15 protein-coding genes are annotated in these 18,137 nt (G+C 51.8%); 4 read left to right on the top strand and 11 right to left on the bottom strand.

Translation table 11 applies throughout. The features are described 5' to 3' along the window. Positions 1–93: 93 nt before the first annotated feature. From trpE to SE18_RS06045, 5 genes are all read right to left on the bottom strand, one after another. Positions 94–1,611, bottom strand: a complete 1,518-nt coding sequence (gene trpE / locus SE18_RS06065) for an anthranilate synthase component I (protein ID WP_054533538.1) — start codon at positions 1,609–1,611, stop codon at positions 94–96. Positions 1,612–1,783: 172 nt separating this feature from the next. Continuing rightward, entirely contained in the window at positions 1,784–2,212 is a 429-nt protein-coding gene (locus SE18_RS06060) for an RrF2 family transcriptional regulator (RefSeq protein ID WP_054533537.1), read from the bottom strand. Between the two features lie 82 nt (positions 2,213–2,294). Then, a complete protein-coding gene (locus SE18_RS06055; RefSeq protein WP_054533536.1) occupies positions 2,295–2,810 on the bottom strand; it encodes a tetratricopeptide repeat protein in 516 nt (171 codons plus the stop codon). Positions 2,811–2,835: 25 nt separating this feature from the next. Then, positions 2,836–4,176: an L-seryl-tRNA(Sec) selenium transferase gene (selA, locus tag SE18_RS06050; protein ID WP_054533535.1), complete on the bottom strand. Its 1,341-nt coding sequence runs from the start codon at positions 4,174–4,176 to the stop codon at positions 2,836–2,838. Positions 4,177–4,185: 9 nt separating this feature from the next. Continuing rightward, positions 4,186–5,904 (bottom strand): serine/threonine-protein kinase, encoded by a 1,719-nt coding sequence (locus SE18_RS06045; protein ID WP_054533534.1) that lies wholly within the window; start codon positions 5,902–5,904, stop codon positions 4,186–4,188. A 152-nt stretch (positions 5,905–6,056) separates the two neighbouring features. Between SE18_RS06045 and SE18_RS06040 the strand changes: the two genes are divergently transcribed. The 3 genes from SE18_RS06040 (at position 6,057) to SE18_RS06030 (ending at position 9,524) form a co-directional block, all read left to right on the top strand. Continuing rightward, positions 6,057–6,713, top strand: coding sequence for a winged helix-turn-helix domain-containing protein (locus tag SE18_RS06040; protein WP_054533533.1), 657 nt, complete (start codon positions 6,057–6,059; stop codon positions 6,711–6,713). A 384-nt stretch (positions 6,714–7,097) separates the two neighbouring features. Then, positions 7,098–8,849, top strand: coding sequence for a dynamin family protein (locus SE18_RS06035; protein ID WP_054533532.1), 1,752 nt, complete (start codon positions 7,098–7,100; stop codon positions 8,847–8,849). A gap of 138 nt (positions 8,850–8,987) precedes the next feature. Then, a complete protein-coding gene (locus SE18_RS06030; protein WP_054533531.1) occupies positions 8,988–9,524 on the top strand; it encodes a hypothetical protein in 537 nt (178 codons plus the stop codon). Between the two features lie 84 nt (positions 9,525–9,608). Here the strand turns inward: SE18_RS06030 and SE18_RS06025 are convergent, their stop codons facing one another. The 4 genes from SE18_RS06025 to SE18_RS06005 all read right to left on the bottom strand — a co-directional run bounded on the left by SE18_RS06025 (position 9,609) and on the right by SE18_RS06005 (position 16,200). Continuing rightward, positions 9,609–11,192 carry an alpha-amylase family glycosyl hydrolase gene (locus tag SE18_RS06025; protein WP_054533530.1) on the bottom strand — a complete coding sequence of 528 codons (1,584 nt, stop codon included), beginning with the start codon at positions 11,190–11,192 and terminating at the stop codon, positions 9,609–9,611. A 262-nt stretch (positions 11,193–11,454) separates the two neighbouring features. After that, a complete protein-coding gene (locus SE18_RS06015; protein WP_054533528.1) occupies positions 11,455–11,790 on the bottom strand; it encodes a DUF952 domain-containing protein in 336 nt (111 codons plus the stop codon). A 69-nt stretch (positions 11,791–11,859) separates the two neighbouring features. Next, positions 11,860–15,045: an isoleucine--tRNA ligase gene (ileS, locus tag SE18_RS06010; RefSeq protein ID WP_054533527.1), complete on the bottom strand. Its 3,186-nt coding sequence runs from the start codon at positions 15,043–15,045 to the stop codon at positions 11,860–11,862. 660 nt (positions 15,046–15,705) lie between these two features. Continuing rightward, positions 15,706–16,200: a hypothetical protein gene (locus SE18_RS06005; RefSeq protein WP_054533526.1), complete on the bottom strand. Its 495-nt coding sequence runs from the start codon at positions 16,198–16,200 to the stop codon at positions 15,706–15,708. Between the two features lie 83 nt (positions 16,201–16,283). Here SE18_RS06005 and aroQ point away from each other — a divergent pair, with 83 nt between their 5' ends. After that, the gene (gene aroQ / locus SE18_RS06000; RefSeq protein WP_054533525.1) at positions 16,284–16,718 is read left to right on the top strand and encodes a type II 3-dehydroquinate dehydratase; all 435 of its coding nucleotides are present in this window, start codon (positions 16,284–16,286) and stop codon (positions 16,716–16,718) included. Here the strand turns inward: aroQ and SE18_RS05995 are convergent. Continuing rightward, on the bottom strand, positions 16,715–17,113 hold the full coding sequence (locus SE18_RS05995) for a hypothetical protein (protein WP_054533524.1): 399 nt from the start codon (positions 17,111–17,113) through the stop codon (positions 16,715–16,717). The genes aroQ and SE18_RS05995 overlap by 4 nt on opposite strands. An 88-nt stretch (positions 17,114–17,201) precedes the next feature. Beyond that, positions 17,202–17,852 (bottom strand): DedA family protein, encoded by a 651-nt coding sequence (locus SE18_RS05990; protein ID WP_054533523.1) that lies wholly within the window; start codon positions 17,850–17,852, stop codon positions 17,202–17,204. Between the last annotated feature and the right edge of the window lie 285 nt (positions 17,853–18,137).

Raw genomic sequence — 18,137 nt, 5'->3', positions numbered from 1 at the left:
TAGTCATTTATAGCTTAAATCAATATTTCCAAACTGGCTAAAATGACTTTGACATTAACCCGACCTCCAACAACCAATCCCCGATCCCCAACATTACAACTCCAACATTTCGGCAACGTGCAAAGCGCGGATGAGTGAACCGGCTTTATTGCGCGTTTCGAGATCTTCTAATTTAACATCACTATCGGCGACAATCCCAGCGCCAGCCTGCATATAGGCCACGCCATCTTTAATCACCATTGTGCGAATAGTAATCGCTGTGTCAAGCGATAAACCGCCAAACGAAACGTAGCCAACACAACCGCCATACGGCCCGCGTTGGCTTGTTTCTAGCTCGGCGATAATCTCCATGGCCCGCACTTTGGGCGCGCCAGTCAAGGTGCCAGCGGGGAAACAGGCGCGCAAGGCGTGCAACGGCGAGTAGCGGGCAGTATCGAGCGTGCCTTTAACCACCGAAACCAAGTGCATCACATGCGAATATTTTTCAATTTGCATAAATTTGGGCACGTGCACGCTGCCGGGCAACGAAACCCGCCCCACATCGTTGCGCCCAAGATCGACTAACATCAAATGCTCGGCGCGTTCTTTTTCGTCGGCCAACAATTCGGCCTGCATCCGCGCTTCGTCATCTGCATCGCGGCCACGGCGACGGGTGCCAGCAATCGGGTGGGTTTCAATAATGCCATCTTCAACCCGCACCAACATTTCAGGCGATGCCCCAATAATCGCCGCATCGGGCACATTCAAAAAGAACATGTAGGGCGATGGGTTGACCGTGCGCAAAGCCCGATAGACCGCGAATGGCTCAGCATCGGTTTCACGCTGAAAGCGCTGCGATAACACTACTTGAAAAATATCGCCAGCGCGAATATATTCACGCGCCTTTTCAATTGCTGCGCTAAATTCGCCAAACGATTGATTGGATTGCAATTCTTCGTTCAGTTCGGGCAAACTGGGCGAAGCCGCGCTTGAGCTATAGACTTCGGGAGCCAATGGGCGCACCAATTTCTTGGTCATGGCTTCGATAGCGCTATTCGCTTCGGCAAATTGGGTTGCCAAATCATGTGCCGGATCAAACACCAGGGTGCTCATAATTTTGATTGTGTGGCGCACATGGTCAAAGGCCAAAACCGTTTTGACCACCATCCACACGCCATCGGGAATTTGCAAAGGGCGCATGGTTGGCGCTGGCAAGCGTTCAAACGTCCGCACCGTTTCATAGCCTAAAAAGCCAACTGCCCCGCCAGTAAAGCGTGGCAAATCGGGTTGCGGCGCGGGGTTGGCCTTTTGCGAACCAACCACCAAGCGCTCTAATTGATCAAGTGTCGTCAGATCGTCGTAGCTGGTGCGCTCGCCGTTGGCAGTTTCGATAATACTTTGTTGGCCGAGACCACGAATAATTAAATGCGGCTCGCAACCAATAAACGAATAGCGGCCAATTTGCTCGCCACCCTCAACACTTTCAAGCAAGAAACTATAGTGGCCCTGAGCGACCTTCAAATAGGCCGAAACTGGCGTTTCCAAATCGGCGACTAACTCACGGTAGACTGCACATTGGGTGTAGCCAGCCGCAGCCCATGCTTGCACTTGTTCAAATGTTGGCGAAGCCATGAACGCTCCCTAAAACTAAATGGGGATCGGGGTTTGGGGGCTGGGGATTGGTATGTCTAGTTTGGTCCAGCCTAGAATTATTGCGCAATCGCATGATTGAGCACATCAATAAATACAAAGAATTGCTGGTTCTGCACCAATCTTCCGACCCCCGATCCCCACCAACCGGCCCCTAAATATAATACATCGGTGAATCGAGTTGCTGGTGTTTGCGTTGGCAGAGATCAGCAATCGTCATTTCGCTAAGATGTGCTTCGATCACGGCGCGTAATTCGCCCCAAACTTCGCCCAGCAAACCTGCATCGAAGGTATCGAGGCTAGCACCTTCGGGGGTTGGCAAGAGTGGGCCTTCCAACACCAAAATGGCATCAAGCAAGCTAATCGCTTGGGGTGGTCGCGCCAATTGATGACCACCTTGCGGGCCACGCACACTGGTAATGAGGCCAGCCTTGCGCAATGCGATTAATAATTGATTGAGATAATTTTCGGAGATTGCTTGGCGTTCAGCAATATCGTGGCTTTGCACCAAGCCCTCGCCATAGTGTTGAGCCAAATCAAATAATGCGCGCACGCCATATTCACCTTTGGTTGATAATCGCATTCTGCCTCATTGCTGCTATAAACAATCATTTCAGATAGCCGCCATGCTAGCATTATGAACCAGAGAAGTCAAAAGCCATGCTTTAAATTGGCCGCCACCACGGGCAGCAATTGGGGCTTTGCTCCGATTGAATTGCTTGCTCTACTTTGCATTCGGTGTAGGGCCGAAAAACACAGTTGGCACAGCAGCGCACTGCCACATGGCAACGCCAACAAAAGGTAGCACTGGCATATAATTGGGCATCGCAGGCATAACAGGCAACTGGCAACTCGGCCAGTTGGCTTAAACTCAATGGCTCGGGCGGCTGCCAAGGCGCGCGTTCTGGCTCGGCAACAACTGGCGCATCAACGCTAGCGCGCAACTGGGCCAAACCACGAATCGCCACATGATTATAGGGATTAATCGCCAAAACCCGCTCTAAGCAGGCAATTTGTTGGGCCGGCAGCTCCACCGCGCCACTCAACCAAAGCAAGGCTTGCTCGTGATAGGGTTCAAGCGCTAAAACTTGGGTCAGGTAAATACGTGCGCTGCGTCGGTCGCCAGCATATAACGCCGCCACCGCTGTCTCTAACAACGTTGCAGCTTGATCAGAAGTCATCGATTGCGTCCCTCTCTATGACGGGTTAAGCTGAATTGAGGGCTGCTAACGCCGCCACGATCACTGCATCCTGCTCTGGTAGCACAGTCCGCAGATCAAGGATTAGGCGCTGCGCATGGATTCGGCCAACAATGGGTGGGTCGTTGGCACGAAGGTGGGCGCTCAAAGCCTCAGCAGCGCCGTCAAGCGCAAGCCCTCGGCTTGGCAGGCTTGAGCCAGGCAGCGAACCTCCGCCAATGGTAGCATGAGTTGCCACAAGTTGGGCAGCAGGATACTCGGCCAGCATCGGGAGTGCACGCTGTTCAAGTTCAGCAAGCGAACAGCCAAGCATGCGCCAAATTGGTATTTCGTGGCTAGCACGCTGGGTTTCATAGGCCATGAGGGTTGCGCTCAAGGCGGCAATCGTCAATTTATCAACTCGTAGTGCTCGCAGCAAGGGATGTTTGCGCAATTGATCGATCAGGCTGCGTTTGCCCACAATTAGGCCTGCTTGCGGGCCGCCAAGCAATTTATCGCCGCTAAATACCACTAAATCTGCTTGATCGTTAATCAGTTGCTGAACAGTTGGTTCAGCTGCCAAGCCAAAGGCTTGGGTATCTAGCAATGCACCACTACCAAGATCGCAAATCAAGAGTTTTTGCTGCGCATGGGCGGCTTGGGCCAATTCGGCCACGCTTGGCTCGTGGGTAAAGCCAAGCACTTGAAAATTCGAGGCATGCACATGGAGTAACACTGCGGTTTGGTTGGTGATCGCCGCTGTGTAATCGTGCAAATAGCTGCGATTGGTCGTGCCAACATCAACCAACGTGCAGCCACTTTGGCGCAAAATATCGGGAATCCGAAAGCCACCGCCAATTTCAACCGCATGGCCGCGACTCACGATCACCTCGCGGCCTTGGGCAAAACAACTCAAACAAAGCAGCATGGCCGCCGCCGCATTATTAACCACCAACGCCGCTTCAGCCCCAGTCAAGCGTTGCAGTTGCGGCTCCAACAAGCTATTGCGCGAGCCACGTTCGCCTTGTGCCAGATCGTATTCGAGGTTGCTATAGCCAGCGCTGGCGCTGATGATTGCTTGTTGCGCGGCAGCACTCAGTGGCGCCCGCCCAAGATTGGTATGCACAATCACGCCAGTCGCGTTGATAACCGGGCGCAATGGCAGCTGTTGGCGTTGGCGAAGTAAGTGCTCAGCATGAGCCACAATCTGGGCGATTGATGGCTGGGCATTGCCAGCCCGCAACGTTTGACGGGCCTGCTCAAGGCTGGCTCGTGCTGCCTCAAGCAACCATTGGGCAGGCACATCGGGGAAGACTTCTGCAAGCAAACCAATCAGCCGATGCACCGCTGGTAAATCGCGCAAGCCCATCGGCCAACCTCAGGAAATTGGCGACGGCTCAGGCCGTGGCAAAGGATACACGACCGTCGGCTCAACTCCGGTATTGGTCACGGTTGGCAAGTCTTGGGTTGGCTGCTCGGTTGGGCCATTAGTTGGGGTTGGGGGTGGCACATCAGTTGGCGTAGCAGGCACATCAGTTGGCACAACTAGCGTAGCCGATGGTACAACCGTGGGTGGCGCTGTAGTTCGCGTTGGCGGCACTGTTCGCGTTGGAATCCGCGTTCTAGTTGGGATTGGGCTAGGCACGGTTGCGCTTGGCTCAGGCGTGACGCTTGGCTCCTCAGTTGGCACATCGGTTGGGGTTGGCTCAGGCGTGTTAGTGGGAATCGCGGTCGGAATCCGCGTCGATTCGGGCACAAACGGCCCTGATAAGCTGCTGGTTTGGGTTGCAGTTGGCAACGAAACCAAGCCACGCGTACCTTGGCCCATGCGTTGCCAAAAAACGATGCCCAAAACAGCAAGGGTTATAATGATCGCCACCGGATAAATTACTTTTAAAGGATCGCTGGTTGTGGCCGTGCGCAAGACTGGCCGCGTGCGCATGCGAGGCCGAGCAGCGTTACTATTGCTTGGCGCTGCTTGGCGTGGCCGTGGCTGGGATGATGCAGCTTGCGGCTTAGCTTGCGGCTCTTGCGCGCTCGGCGCAACTCGGGCAGTTGGGTTAGGATTACTTGGGCGTGGCACTGGTTGCGGCACGGGTGTAGCCGGACGCGCTTGCGGCTGAATCGCCCCAACATCGGTTTGAGCGCTGGGGTCGCTTTGGCGTTGCAACGCAGGCAGCGCATTGATCGCCACCGTTGCTTTGCCAGCCGACGAGCCAGCTGGAACCGCCAAGCCCTTTAATTCGTCCTTGCTTGGAATCGTAATTCCAACCCTGCTGGAGAGCGTGCGCAAGGCATCGATAAACGCGACTGCCGAGGGTGGACGCTCGCTTGGTTGTTTGGCCAACGCTCGTTCAAAAACTTTATCAAAAGCTGTTGGCAAACCAGGCACAAGGCTCGTGATGGCTGGCGGCGGCGTATAGGTGTGAGCAACCAGCAACTCTGGAACCGTTCCAGTAAAGGGAACTTGGCCAGTGATCACTTCAAACGCCACAATCCCTAAGGAGTATAAATCGGAGCGGCCATCAACCAACTGCGCCGAAGCTTGTTCGGGCGCGATATATTCTGGCGTGCCCATAAACATTCCGGCGCGGGTTAGACGCTTTTCATTGACAACAGGAGCTTGAGCAATGCCGAAGTCGGTCAACAAAACCCGACCATCTGCATTAAGCAAAATATTGTGGGGTTTGACATCGCGATGAACTGCCTGTTGCGAATGGGCATAATCCAGCGCCTCGGCCACTGGCATCAACAATGCTACGGCATAGCCAAGGCCCATCGCACCTTGTTCATCGATCACCGCTTGCAGCGAACGACCAGCAATATATTCCATGGCGATGTAGGGCAAGCCTTCAGCCTCGCCAACATCGAAAATGGTGACGATATTGGGATGATGCAGGTTGCCCGCCGTAATCGCCTCGCGCTCAAAGCGCTGGCTTGATTCGGGATCACTCGCAAGCTGGGGCGCAAGAATTTTTAACGCAACTGTGCGTTGCAAGGTGGTATCGGTTGCCCGAAAAACCCGGGCCATGCCACCTCGCCCAACTTCGTTGTGTAAAATATACTTGCCAAATTGGCGACCATTCCAAGAAGTCAAACGCCCGCTCCTTGCGCCTCTAGCGCATTCAGAAGCCCTATGTTAGAATCGCGTCACATTCTATCATAGCCCTTTTGCTTTGTCTCTGACTAAGACTCTAGCATACCATACCACGCCTCTCCATGCATCGTGTGTTTGAGGAGGAATTTTTTATGAACGATCAGCCAGTGCCATCGCTGACAATTAAAAACCAAGATGTCCCACCTCGGCTCATGCCGTGGGAACAAACAATTCTCACCATTGGGCGCGATGTAGCCAACGATATTGTCATCGATCATCGTTTAGCCTCGCGCCGTCACGCCCGCTTAGAACGCGATGAAGCCGGCTGTTATATTCGCGATCTCGATAGCACCAACGGAACCTATTTAAATGGCGTAAAGGTCAACGGCCTCGCGCCATTACGCAATAACGACGAAGTGTGGGTCGCCGATACGGTGATCATTTTTCGCGATCCTGAAGCAACCATGAAGGGCACGCCGCCCCCAGTCGTCATGCATCGAATTGCGAGCCAAGATCAGGCTGAATTGCACGTTGATAGCGCTGCCAAGGAAGTCTATGTTCGTGGCAAACGGCTTGATCCACAGCTCACCGCCAAGGAGTTTCAATTGCTGGAGTTGCTCTACAATCGCCGCGGCGAAGTTGTTAGCAAAGAGCAAATTGCCAGTGGCGTGTGGGATTATGAGGTCTACGATTATAACGCCATCGATGCTTTGATCTATCGCTTGCGCCAACGAATCGAGATCGATCCATCTGCGCCCCGTTTTGTGCTTACCGTGCGCGGTTTTGGCTATAAATTGAGCTTGGATTAATCACTGACACCAGTCGTACTACGGTTTCCCATCGCCTCGTTTGCGAGAGCGAGGGCTAGCTTTGAGGACTAATCATTGTCCATCAGCATGAATTTGTGATCACCACCCTTCCGTCCCGCCTCAAGGCGGGAAACGCAGGGGGCTTTAATCCCCCTGCACCCTCTCAATGGCAATCAGGGAAAGGTATCCATCCACCCATGAACTATGAGATCGTTGGCTCGAAGCAGAAACTTAATTTCAGACCTGCGCTTGAAATGATGGCGCTAGGGGTATGCAGATTTTTATGGCACGAGTTGTGATTAATCAACAAGAGGATTGCAACTTTAGGCGAACAATCAGAGTCAGATTGAGTAGCACGCTGCTCATAGAGATAAGGACACAGCCATGGCCCATGTTGGTGCTCAATCAATTCTTGGCGAACGTGAAGCAGAGCTTCGGGCTACCGAGCAAAGCTTATTTGATCGTTTGCATAACGCTTTGGAGCAATTTGGGGCCGATGTGACCGCCGCTGATGCTGCGCGCTTGCGTGAAGCCACCGAGCAATTGGCTGAACTCTTTTTACTCGTGGTCGCTGGCGAGTTCAATGCTGGCAAATCGAGCTTTATCAATGCCCTACTCGGCGATCGGGTTTTGCCTGAAGGTGTAACCCCAACCACCGACCGGATCAATATTTTGCGCTTTGGCGAGCAGCCCGATTCGCAATTACTCGAAGATTTTCTGCTGTTGCGCACCCATCCTGCGCCCTTGCTTGGCGACTTGAATATCGTTGACACTCCAGGCACCAATGCAATTATTCGCCGCCACGAGGAGCTGACCAAGCGCTTTGTGCCACGCTCGGATTTGGTGTTGTTTATTACCTCGGCAGATCGGCCATTTACCGAGAGCGAACGCACCTTCCTTGAGCATATTCGCGAATGGGGCAAGAAAATCATCTTGGTCGTCAATAAAATTGATATTCTCGATGAAAAAGGCCGCAACGAGGTACTTGAATTTGTGCGCAGCAATGCCACTACCTTGCTTGGCAGCACGCCGATGATTTTTGCAGTTTCGGCCCGCTCTGCCTTGCGCGCCCGCGAAAACGACGACCCTAAATTGTGGGCCGAAAGTGGCTTCAACGCCATGGAAGAATATTTGCTGCGCACGCTTGATGAAGGCGAACGAGTGCGGCTCAAATTGCTCAATCCTTTGGGCGTTGGCCAAAAACTAGCCACCACCTATCGCACTGCGTCCGATGAGCGCTTACAAACCTTGAGCGATGATATTAAGGCAATCAACAATATCGAGGGCCAAATTCAGGTCTATAAAGCTGATATGCAGCGTGATTTCACGCCGCGGATTGCCCAGCTCGAAAATTTGATTCACGAATTTGAGCAGCGCGGCCATACCTTTTTCGATGAGCAAATTCGTTTAGGTCGTGCCCGCGATTTGCTCAAAAAAGATCTGCTTGAACAACGCTTTCGCGACCAAGTAGTCGGTGACCTCGACGCTGATACCGATCGCATTACCCAGCAAATTATCGACTGGCTGATTGAACGCAATCTTAAGCTTTGGCAAGATGTGAACGCCTATATCGATCGACGCCAACTTTCGCGCCACAATAGCGAGATGGTTGGCAATGTTGGCCAAAATTTCAACTACAACCGCCAATCGCTGATCGATTCAGTTGGTCGGAGCACCAACCAAATTGTCCAAAGCTACAATCGCGATGCAGAAGCCAAACAATTGGCCATGGATTTGCAAGGCACGATTGCCACGACAGCTTTAACTGGGGTTGGTGCGGTTGGTTTTGGGGCCTTGTTTGTGATTTTGGCTCATGGCGCGTTGCTCGATTTTACTGGCATCAGCCTCAGTGTATTGGCAGTTGCAGGCGGCGCCTATTTGATTCCGGCCAAACGTGCCCAAGCCAAGCGCGAGTTTCACAAAAAAGTCAGCGAGCTACGCGATAAAATTGTGCGTTCGTTGAGCAAACAAGTTTACGCAGAAATCGATCAATCAATCGAGCGCGTGACTGAAACAGTTGCACCATACACACGTTTTGTTAAATATCAAAATGAGCAGCTGCAACAAGCACGCAACGAATTAGCCAGCGTTGAGCAAGCCCTTGCCCGTTTGCGTGGCGAAATTGAGTCGCTATAAATCGAAAAATAATTATGTTAAGTAATTAACGATATTTATCAGCAAATTCTCATCATTTAGGGCTTGAAATATGCAGCAATCTCGCCTAAAGTACCTATCTGTCTAGAGAACCTAGTAGTGTGTAGGAAGGCTTTTTTGATGCGTAAAATATTCACTTCATTGCTGCTGGCAGCCACCATCATCGCACCAAGCTTGATTGCCCCAGCAACCACCAAAGCTGCAACCAATGATGTTCCATTGATGGATATTCAATGTGATTCGCCATCGCTTTGGCTTGGCAATACCGACTATATGATTGATGATACCAACCCAGCAGTTAAGTATACTGGGGTTTGGAAAGCCGAATCTGGGCATCCACTCGCTAATGCATATAACGGCACGCAGCATGTCTCGATGGGCGGCGGCTACACGGTTTCATATACGGCTGTTACGTCTCCCTATAAATTCGCAATGGGCTATGTAATGCGGCCTGATGCAGGCAAAGTTAGCGTGTTCTACGAAGGCCAATTATTGGGCATTATTGATGCCTATTCGCCAACGCTTGAGCGAGATTGTACGGTTGAATTCTACTGGGGGCCAGGCCCAGGCAAGTATGAATTCCGCACGATGGCAGCCCACAATCCATTATCAACTAGCTCACGCTTCTTCTTCGATTTTGTCTATTTTGAATCCTAGGAATTAGGAGCGAAAACTTCGATAGTGTTCTCTAGATCAAAAGAGCCAAGCTAGCTTGGCTCTTCTTGGCGTTATGGTTTCAATTTAACGGGTATAAATCATAACTTGCTTTGGTTGCAAGGCACAATTCATTGCACCACCCTTGACGCTCATTTGGCCGCCGCCAAGCGCATCGGTCAAGACCTCGCCATCGGCAATCTCTGTCAGGCCAGTTACCGCCACTTCCAGCGGTTTCCAGGTGTTGTTAATACACACTACCACGGTATCGTTGCCAGCAGTGCGTTGGAAGGCCCAGCCATCATCAGCCGTAGAACGGCTTTCGAGGCTGCCTCGTTGCAAGGCTGGGTGGGCTTGGCGCAGCTGGTTGAGCTGGCTAATCCATTGATACAACGGCGCAGCGGTTGAATCCAATTCAAAGGCATCTTCGCGATTGAAAGGATCTTTGCAGCCGCTCAGCTCTTGCTCAGTGCCATAATAGACGATTGGAATGCCGCGCAAACTATAAAGCACCGCCAAAGCCTGTTGTAATTGGGTAGTTTTTTGGTCGTCAGGGCCGCCTGTTGCCACGCATAAGAAGCGTTCGTTATCGTGATTATCCAAAAATGTGCCGTTGACATGCACATTGCGATAGCTCGCGTCGGCATTTTCGAGCACCCGCTGAATCACCAGCAGAGTACGCCCACCAACCAAACTTTCTTTGAAGGCGCTGTGCAATGGATAATCCAAAATTGCATCGTTGTATTGGGTATAGGGCGCAACATAGCCAGCATCGCTGCTAAACACTTCAGCCAATGAAAAAGTGTTCGCCGCTTGATCGAACTCGCGCAGAAAATCTTTGGGCAGATGTTTGGCCGTATCAACCCGCATACCATCAAGCCCAGTTTCGGTTTTGAGCCAAGCAATCCATTTGAGCAATTCAGCTCGAGTTGTGGGATTATCCTGATCTAAATCATCAAGCCCCAGCAAATCGCCATCTTCAACCTCTTGTTGATTACCATAATTTTGAATGTTGCCCTTGTTGTGATACCACGTTGGGTCATCGAACGGCGGCGCAGCGTTTGAGCCTGGCAAGAAATCGCCCATATGATTTGGCACCACGTCGAGCATCACCAACAGATCGCGTTTGTGAGCTTCGCTCACCAGCTCACGCAATTCTTCCAGCGTGCCAAAATGGGGATCGATTTGATAGGGGTCGTACTGCCAGTAGCCATGGTAGGCATTGGTCGAATTTTGCTTGCTGACTGGCGTGATCCAAATGCCGCCAAAGCCCATACCTTTGATGTAATCGAGGCGTTGGATAATGCCGCGAAAATCGCCGCCATGCCAACGCCGTGGATCATTACGATCAGCAGCAAAACCATCGGCGTTGTCGTTGCTTGGGTCGCCATTGGCAAAGCGATCGGTCATAATAAAATAAATTGAACGGCCAGCCCAACGCTCATCGTCGGCAGTAAAGATCGGCGCAGTTGGTTTGCTTGGCAATGGGGTTGGCGTGATTTGGTTGGCAACAACACTGGGAGTAGATTCGCTCGTTGCGGTTGGATTCAGGGCTTGCGTTGTAGGCGAGGCTTGGCTAGTTGCCGTCACAGGAACGCTGGTCGGCGTTGCTTGGCCACCACAGCCAACGATGATTCCCGCTAAAAGCATGCCGCTCAAAAGCTTCTTCATAGGTATTCCTTCACTAGCAGAGTGCTTAGGTTATTGTAGCGGGATTTGATCCACGAAGGACACGAAGGGCCACGAAGCATGGGAACCGCGAAGGACGCGAAGTCCACGAAGGGCATTTTAGCCACAGATTGCACGAATTCCACGAACAATGTTCCGATAGCCCAAAGCCAATAGCCATCAGCCATGGCTTCTCTGCGCCTTTGCGTTGAAGCCTAATCCTCGGCTTTTCAGCGATCCCCGATACCTGACCCACGATCCCTGATTAATCCAACCGCGGCTGATCAAACGTGCCATCGGGCGTGACTGGAAAATCGACGATTTTCACGATAGCATCGAGGTTGAGCGGGCCATAAATATGCGGAAATTGCATGCCAGTTTCGTAGCAATCTTCATAGACCAATTTAGCTTGGAGCAAGGCAGGATCGATGCATAACAATTGTAATCCAGCTTGGCCGCGATAAAACGAATTGGCTGGAGTTAACACTTGCTCAAGCGTTGAACAATGGATAAAACCTTCGTCGGCCAACGAGGCTGGGCGATATTCGCCAGCAGCCACGGCCTGTTGCCATTCTGTGGGGGAAATAATGTGCAAGAGCATAATTTTCCTTAAATAATTAATGCTCAATGCGGCGCATGCTATTGCTGCATACGCCGCATTGAACTTCGATTAGGCGACTTTGCTGATACCAAGGCTCAGTTTGCCTTGTTCCAACTCCATTGTGCTGGTGTGTTGGTTGGCGCTCGGATCGCCAACGCTCAAGCTTTCGCACAAGGTTTCGGCCTTGATGTAATCGGCATATTCAGCCACAACTGCGGCCAAATCCACTTCGCTGCCTAAAGTGGCGTTGATCTTATCGGTGATCGCCAGATCGGCGGCCTTACGGGCATCGTTGAGATTGCGCACGATTTCGCGGGCGATCCCTTCACGAAGCAATTCATCGGTCAAAGTTGTGACCAAAGCAACCAACAAGCCTTCGCCTTCAGCCACAGCGTAGCCTTCTGGCGATGAAGCTTCCATCAACACATCGTCGGCAGCCAAGGTGAGGGTTTGGCCTTCGACCTCGACCTCGAAGCTGGCGCCAGTTTCAACTTTATGCGCTGCATCTGCTGCTTGCTCGCTGCTAAGACCTGCTAAAACCTCGCGCAAAGCTGGCACGAGCTTGCCAAACTTCTTGCCGACTGAACGTAAATTGGGTTTGAAGCGATAACTGACCAAGCCATCGCCAACACCCAGCCAGCGCACCGACTTGATGTTGAGTTCGTCGCTGAGTTCGGCGCTCAATTCGTCAAGTTGCTCACCACGAGGCAAGCGCACCAGCACCTCGCTCAGCGGTTGGCGCACCCGTAGGCCAGCATTCTTGCGGGCAGCACGCCCCAAACTGACGGCTTTGAGCAACAAGTCGGTTTTGCGGATCAATTCATCATCGATCAAGCTCAAATCGGCTTCTGGGAACAAGGCCATGTGCACACTCTCGGCGGCGTTTTGGTCGTAGCTGCGCACCAAGTTTTGATACAACGATTCGGCCACGAATGGCGTGAATGGAGCCATCAGTTTGCTGATCGTTACCAAACATGTGTACAAGGTTGAATAGGCAGCTTGCTTATCGCCATTCATCTCGCTGCCCCAGAAGCGCCGGCGATTACGCCGCACATACCAGTTCGAAAGCTCATCAACGAACTGTTCGAGCCGCTTGGCTGGCGTGTTCATGTCGTAATTGGTCAGATCGTTGCGCACATCGCGCACCAAACCATTGAGCCGCGCCAAGGCCCAGCGATCGATCGCCGCCAAATCGCCTTGGGCAACCTCAGGTGTCCAGCCATCGACATTGGCATAGGTTGTGAAAAAGCTATAGGTGTTCCACAAGGTCAACAAGAATTGGCGCAACGATTCGCTGACCAAATCGGCTGAGAAACGGCGCGGGTTGTAGGGCTGGCCTGCGGCAAACATATACCAGCGCACCGCATCAGCGCCATACTTCTCGACCACTTCCCATGGCGAAACGATGTTGCCCTTGGATTTGGACATCTTATCGCCTTTGCCATCCAACAAGTGACCCAAACAGATCACATTCTTGTAGGCTGGGCGATCGAAGAGCAAGGTCGAAACCGCGTGCAAGGTGTAGAACCAACCACGGGTTTGGTCGATTGCTTCCGAGATGTAATCTGCTTGACCGGCAACTTCAAACAGCTCTTGATTTTCAAATGGATAATGCCATTGTGCGACGGGCATTGCGCCTGAATCAAACCAGCAATCGGCCACATCGGGAATGCGCTGCATTGTGCCAGTTTCACAGGAATGACACGACCACGTTGGCGCATCAACAAATGGGCGGTGCAAATCAAGATCAGCCGTATCTTGGCCCCAACGTTCGCCAAGCTCCGCCAACGAGCCAACGACATCAACATGCTGACAGTTATCGCAGGCCCAAACTGGCAGCGGCGTGCCCCAATAGCGCTCGCGGCTGATCGCCCAGTCGATGTTATTTTCGAGCCAATTGCCAAAACGACCTGTTTGGATGTGCTCAGGCACCCAATTGATCTTTTTGTTATTATCGATCAATTGTTGCTTCAAGGCCGTTGTGCGGATGTACCATGATTGCTTAGCATAGAACAGCAATGGCGTTTTACAGCGCCAACAGAATGGATAGGTGTGCAGCACGCGGCCTGATTTGAACAAACTGCCTTGTTCTTTTAAATAACGGGTGATTTTGGGATCGGCCTCTTTGAAGAACAAGCCTGCAAAACCAAGGCTTTCAAAGCTGCTCAACACTTTGCCTGCCAAATCGACCGAGAATAAGGTTGGCAAGCCATACTTGCGGCCAATTTCCAAGTCGCCATAGGCTGGCGCGATGTGCACAATCCCCGTGCCGTCTTCCAACGAAACGAATTCATCGGCAACAACGCGATAGGCGCTGCTCAAATCGATCGCTGCACCATTATCACCAACGCCAGCGAAGAGCGGCGTATAGCGCAAGCCTTGCAAATCGGCGCCAGTAAAGCTCGCAACGGTGGTTGCACCCTCGCCCAACACTGCGCCAACCAAGGCTTCGGCCAAGATATAGCGTTGGCCTTCTTGCTCAGCAAGCACATAGGTTGCCTCAGGGTTGACTGCTAAACCAGCGTTGGCTGGCAAGGTCCACGGCGTGGTCGTCCAAGCCAAGAAGGCTGCATCGGCCACTTGGGCATCCAAGGCATGGTTGCTTGGCGTGTGCTTAAAGCGAATCCAGACCGATGGATCATCAGTGTTATCTTGGTAGCCTTGGGCCACTTCGTGATCAGAGAGCGACGTGCCACAGCGTGGGCAGTGCATCGTCACTTTATAATCACGATACAGCAATTCGCGCTCATTCAATTGCTTAAAGATCCACCACAACGACTCGATATATTTGTTATCGTAGGTGATGTAAGGATCTTCGAGATCGATCCAAAAGGCGATCCGCTGGGTCAGCTTTTCCCATTCTTGGATATAATCCCAAACTGATTGGCGGCAGGCAGCGTTAAATTCAGTGATGCCATATTTTTCGATGTCTGGTTTGCCCGCGAAGCCCAGTTTCTTTTCAACTTCGAGTTCAACCGGCAGGCCGTGGGTATCCCAGCCACCGCGTGCGCCGATGACCTTTTTGCCAAGCATGCGGTTGAAGCGCACCATAATATCTTTCGACGAACGAGCCTCAACGTGGTGAATCCCAGGCCGACCGTTGGCAGTTGGCGGCCCTTCAAAAAAGACAAACGGACGTGAAGCATCGCCATGGGCTAACGTCTTTTTGACGATGCCATGGGCCTCCCACCAAGCGGCGATCTCATCCTCGAGCGTCGGAAACGACACCTTGGGATCAACTGCTGCAAACGCCATGGTTGACTCCTCGTTGACTAAAAAACACAAAGCCCCGCCCCACACTGCTGGGACGAGGTTATCGAAAAGACCTCGCGGTACCACCCTGCTTGATAGTCGTTTGCACGAGCTACCCACTTTAAGCCGTTGCCATCACAACGTCATCCCGATAACGGGGGATACCCGGTTCGCTTACTGCCAATGGGTTCAGCGTTCGGCTCAGGAGAGATTTTGGTTGGGCTTGCTGATACGTGCCTCACACCAGTTGCACGCTCGCTGGTTCAGGATTTGGCCCAACTACTCGGCTCCGTCAACGCCTGTGGCCCGATTGTACCATAATCAAAAGTCAGAAGTCAAAGGACTAAAGTCTGAAGGCAGAAATCAGAAATCAAAAGTCAGAATTATGAAGGATGAGGGATGAAGGCCAAATCATAAGGCAGAAGGCAGAAAGCAAAAAGAAGAACATAGGAAAGGATGAATTATGAAGGATAAAGGGCGAAATAAGAACATAGAACAGAGAGCATAGAACATAAAGTCAACGTGGCTAAGGCTATGGGCGATCGGAACATGATGTGGCAGCTCAGAAATCCCGATAGCCAAATGCCAATAGCCACTTCCGTGTTCTTCGCGCTCTTCGTGTCCTTCGTGGTTTCGGTTGCCTTATGTTCTATGTTGTTTGCTCTATGCTCTTACCACCAGCCCATGGCGACAATGAAAGCCACTTGGCACCAGCAAACGCTGTTCAAGCACTGCTGCTAGTTCGACGGTTGTTTCACTATTTAGCGGGCAGGTGGCTGGCTCTTGATGCTCTGCGTTAAACAGCACCAGTGTGGCATAGCGCTGGCCTTGATCAAACCAAAGCTTGGCGTTGGCAAGATTGTAGAGCCGCAGCCAAAGCCACCAACTCAAACGATAGGCCGCATGATCAATCGGCACTCGGCGCTCGCGGGCCAACAAACCATGGCCATAACTCGCCGTTTGATGCCAATACAGTGGATTGATCAGGCTGGCGGTGAGGCCCGCTTGATCGCCATTCTTCAGGGCTTGCTCGACCAAGCGTGGCAAGGCCTGCAAGCCAGCAAACGAAAGCCGCTCTTCTGGCAACTCTTGCTCGCTCAGGTTTTGCCACATCGCCAGCATTGCCGCGCGCTGGGTTGCGTTTAATCCATATTCCATGGTTTATCCTCGCTTGCTGCGATTGACAAGGCTTTGGCTTCGGCGCACAATAGCCGCGCATTTGGCAATCAGGAGCACTATTCATGCATCTTTTAGTCCTACAAGGCCCAAATCTTAACATGCTTGGCCAACGCGAGCCAACAATTTATGGCTCAACCACGCTGGCTGATATTCATAGCGCCATGAGCGAACGCGCCAGCGCCGCAGGCATCGAATTGAGTTTCGTGCAATCGAACCACGAAGGCGTGTTGGTCGATACGCTGCATGCGCATTATGGCAACATTCAGGGCATCATTATCAATCCAGGCGCACTGACCCACTATGGTTTGAGCTTGCGCGATGGCTTGGCCTTGATGGATGTGCCAATCATCGAAGTTCATTTATCGAATGTCTACGCTCGCGAAACGTTTCGCCATCATTCGGTTGTGGCCGCGATTGCTCAAGGCCAAATTAGCGGGCTAGGCTGGCATGGCTATTTGTATGCAATTGATTGGTTTGACCAACGCAAGCAGGCCTAATCGGCCCATTGGGCAATAATTGGCGGGTGTTGGCTCGCCTGAAGCAACTGGCTCAATTGCTGATGCTCGGCAGCAATCAAGCGCTTGACCAACTCGCCCAAATAAAGTGGCCCTGCCGCCGTTTGGATGCGCTGGCCATAGCTGGCCCATGGAATTGCGGCGATGGTTGCAGCCAAGTGTTGGCGTTGCGCTTGCCAGTGATCATAGCTATTTGCTGCTGCCACAAGCTGCGCTGGTTGCTTGGCATGGTCAGCACAATCCTTGGTTGCTTGTTGCTCAAGCGCAATCAACTGGGCTAAATCGATTGCTGGCAAATGTTGAAGCGCGGCCAGGCTAGCGGCCCGCGAAGTTTGCAATAATTCTAAAATGGCTTCTTGTTCGACAAAAACGGCCATGAAAACTCCTTGTTAACGGCAAATCACGGTACGCAGCTAATCATACGTACCGTGATCGATTTGCAATCGGTCGGGGGAATGGCTTTGCTTAGACTCGCTTTGATTCAGCGCGATTGCGCCGAGCTTTGACAACCCGACTTGCAATAAACCAAATCCCGAACACCCCAATAATTGCAAAAGCAACTTTTTCGTAGCGATCGACAAGGCCCAGTACATTTTCCCATTGGGCGCCAAGCACGATGCCTGCATAGGTCAAAATGCCATTCCAAATTAATGAGCCAAAGGTCGTCCAGAGCAAAAAGCGGCCCATTGGCATGCGATTCATGCCAGCAGGAATCGAGATCAAACTGCGAACCAAGGGGATCAAGCGCCCAGTAAAGACCACAATTTCGCCGCGTTTTTCAAAGAAGGCAAGAGTTTTATCGATGTCAGCTTCGCTAATGAAAAAGAATTTGCCATAGCGCCGAATAAAACGCCGAATAATCGTTTCATCAGCCCACATGCCAATATAATACAGGGCGAGTGCGCCTAAAACTGCGCCAATTGTGCCCGCAATCATCACGGCAACAAGGTTCATTTCGCCTTTACCAACATTAAAACCAGCAAAGGGCATGACTAATTCTGAAGGAATTGGCGGAAAGAGGTTTTCGGCAAACATCACCAACGCAATGCCTGGGTAGCTTAATAAGTTAATAATCGCAGTAATAATTTCTTGAACTTTGTCCATTATTGCTGACATGAGTGTTTCTGCTCCTTTAAGTGGGGGTTTGGTGGGTGGCATCTGAAGGCCACGCCTGCACACAATACCCTAATCTCTCTTTTTCGACAAGTTGGCAACGAGGGGTTAGGGCGAAGGTTCAGGAATCAGTTTAATCGATGAAACGAACGAAGGGAAAGAAACCGCGAAGAATACGAAGGACGCGAAGGCTAATTTTTTAGCCACGAATTCCACGAATTCCACGAATAACTATTTTTTGCCACAGATGACACAGATTAGCTTGATTATTGTTCCCATAGCCCAAAG

The organism is Herpetosiphon geysericola, from assembly GCF_001306135.1.
Lineage (GTDB): Bacteria > Chloroflexota > Chloroflexia > Chloroflexales > Herpetosiphonaceae > Herpetosiphon > Herpetosiphon geysericola.
Note: the sequence above shows the minus strand (reverse complement) of the source record. Positions and strands in the feature narration are given on the sequence as shown.